Origin of the sequence: Streptomyces sp. AB3(2024), from assembly GCF_041862025.1 — a bacterium.
GTDB lineage: Bacteria > Actinomycetota > Actinomycetes > Streptomycetales > Streptomycetaceae > Streptomyces.
Genome location: NZ_JBGWAB010000280.1, coordinates 1 through 2,972 on the forward strand (window position 1 = coordinate 1; position 2,972 = coordinate 2,972).

Sequence of the window (2,972 nt, forward strand, 5' to 3'; positions counted from 1 at the left end):
GTACGTGTACGTGGCCGCCCGCCACCAGGGCGCCTTCGACTCCCCGCTCCCCGGCTGGAACAGCCACGCCGAGCCGTTCGCGATGACCCCGGGCTACGAGCCGGCCGAGGGACGGACGCCCCGCCCGGCTGCGCGCCGTGCGGCGGCTGCTCGGCGGTGTCCGCCTCGGGGGCCTGCTCGATGATGGTGTGCGCGTTGGTGCCGCTCACGCCGAAGGCGGAGACGGCGGCGCGGCGCGGGGCCCCGGTCTCGGGCCAGGGCATGGCCTCGGTGAGCAGGGACACGGCGCCGGCCGACCAGTCGACGTCCGGGGTCGGCTCGTCCACGTGCAGGGTCTGGGGGAGGACGCCGTGGCGGATCGCCATGACCGTCTTGATGATGCCGGCGACGCCGGCGGCGGCCTGGGTGTGCCCGAGGTTCGACTTGAGGGAGCCCAGGCGCAGCGGCCGGCCCTCCGGGCGGTCCTGCCCGTACGTGGCCAGCAGCGCCTGCGCCTCGATGGGGTCGCCGAGCCGGGTGCCGGTGCCGTGCGCCTCCACCGCGTCGACCTCGGCGGCCGAGAGGCGGGCGTTCTCCAGGGCCTGGCGGATGACGCGCTGCTGGGCGGGGCCGTTGGGCGCGGTGAGGCCGTTGCTGGCGCCGTCCTGGTTGACGGCGCTGCCGCGGACCACGGCCAGGACGGGGTGTCCGTTGCGCTGGGCGTCGGACAGCCGCTCCACCAGGAGCACGCCGACGCCCTCGGACCAGCCGGTGCCGTCGGCGGCGGCGGCGAAGGACTTGCAGCGGCCGTCGGCGGCGAGGCCGCGCTGGCGGCTGAACTCGACGAACACGTCGGGGGTGGGCATCACGCACACGCCGCCGACCAGGGCGAGCGAGCACTCGCGCTGGCGCAGCGCCTGCCCGGCCAGGTGCAGGGCGACGAGGGAGGAGGAGCAGGCCGTGTCGATGGTGGCGGCCGGGCCCTCCAGCCCGAGGACGTAGCTGACGCGGCCCGACAGGACGCTCGTGGCGCCACCGGTCAGCAGGAGCCCTTCGAGTCCCTCCGGGACCTCGCGGAGGTCGGCCCCGTAGCCCATGGCGCCGGCGCCGATGTAGACGCCGGTGCGGCTGCCGCGCACGGTCGCGGGGTCGATGCCGGCCCGCTCGAAGACCTCCCAGGAGGTTTCCAGGATCTGGCGCTGCTGCGGGTCCATCGCGAGGGCCTCGCGCGGCGATATGCCGAAGAACGCGGGGTCGAAACGGGTGGCGTCGGTGAGGAATCCGCCGCCGGTGTTGTAGAAGGTGCCCTTGCGGTCGGGGTCCGGGTCCGCGAGGGAGGCGATGTCCCAGCCGCGGTCGTCGGGGAATCCGGTGATGGCGTCGCCGCCCTCGGAGACCAGTCGCCACAGGTCCTCGGGGGACCGTACGCCGCCGGGGAAGCGGCAGCTCATCGCGACGATCGCGAGGGGCTCACGGGCGTCCTGCTCGACCTCCTGGAGGCGGCGGCGGGACCGCCGCAGCTCCGTGGTCATCCACTTCAGGTTTTCGAGAAGCTTTTCTTCGTTCGCGCCGGCCACTGGAACGTCACCTCCTGGAGAAATGCGGAATGCATGCGGGAATCGGCTGGGCCATCGGATCGCGCATCGGATCGGGAATCCGATCGGGCGTCGGTTCGGGCATCAAGGTCAGGCTTTTCCGAATTCGTTGTTGATGATGTCGAAGAGGTCCTCGGCGGAAGCCGATTCGATGACCGTCTCCTCGTCCTCCAGGGCGAGGGCGGCCCGCTCGGACCTGTTCCAGTTCGCCAGGAGCTCTTCGAGCCGGGCCGTGACGCGGGCGCGTTCCGCGGCGTCTTCCCCGGGCACCGACGAGAGGACGTATTCCAGCTTGTCGATCTCGGCGAGCGCCGGGAGCGCGGGCTCCGTGTCCTCACCGAGGAGTTCCGCGCGGATGTGCGCGGCCAGGGCGGCGGGCGTGGGGTGGTCGAAGACGAGGGCGGCGGGAAGCCGCAGCCCGGTGGCCGCGCCGAGGCGGGTGCGCAGTTCCACGGCGGTGAGCGAGTCGAAGCCCAGTTCCTTGAAGGCGCGGCCCGCCTCCACGGTGGCGGCCCCCTCGTGCCCCAGGACCGCGGCGACGTGGCCGCGGACCAGGCCGAGCAGGGTGCGTTCGGCCTCCTCGGCGCCCATGTCCCGCAGTTCGGCCACCAGCCGGTCGGCTTCGGCGGCGGCGCCGTCCCCGTCGGTGCCGGGGCCGGCCGCCTGCCGTTCGGCGTCGAGGACGCGGAGCACCTCGGGCAGGTCCGCGATGAGCGGGCGCGGCCGGGAGGCGGTGAAGGCCGGGACGAACAGGTCCCAGTCGACGTCGGCGACGGTGACGTTGGTGTCGTCCGCGTCCAGCGCTTGCTGGAGTGCGGCGACGGCCCGGTCGGGGGCCATCACCGGCAGGCCGCGTCGCCGCAGCTGCCCGACGGCCTCGTCGTCGGCGACGAGGCCGCCCTCGGCCCACGGCCCCCAGGCGACGGCGGTGGCCGTCAGCCCGCGGTCGCGGCGTCGCTGCGCCAGCGCGTCGAGGTGCGCGTTGGCCGCCGCGTAGGCGCCCTGGCCGCCGCTGCCCCAGATGCCGGCGATGGAGGAGAAGAGGACGAAGGCGTCCAGCTCCGTGTCGCCGAGCAGCTCGTCGAGGTGCTCGGCCCCGGCCGCCTTGGCGGCGAGGACCGCGGCGACCTCGTCCGGCCCGCTCTCGGCGAGCGGGGTCAGCTGGCCGACGCCCGCCGTGTGGAAGACGGCGGTGAGGGCGGGGGCCGAGGTGTCCTCGCGCAGCGCCGCGAGCAGCCCGCTCACGGACTGCCGGTCGGACACGTCGCACGCCACGGCCGTGGCGCGGACTCCGAGCGCGGCGAGCTCCGCGACCAGGGCCTGCGTGCCCGGCGCCTGCGCTCCGCGCCGCCCGGCCAGCACCAGGTGCTCGGCGCCGCGGGCGGCCAGCCAGCGGGC

The 2,972-nt window shown here is 74.9% G+C and carries 2 protein-coding genes; both read right to left on the reverse strand.

What is annotated here, in order from left to right:
- Window positions 1–1,556: type I polyketide synthase (locus tag ACEPPI_RS40280; RefSeq protein WP_373920206.1), on the reverse strand; the 1,556-nt coding region annotated here is incomplete at its 3' end.
- Window positions 1,557–1,664: 108 nt separating this feature from the next.
- On the reverse strand, window positions 1,665–2,972 hold a 1,308-nt coding region (locus ACEPPI_RS40285; RefSeq protein WP_373920207.1), incomplete at its 5' end, for an SDR family NAD(P)-dependent oxidoreductase.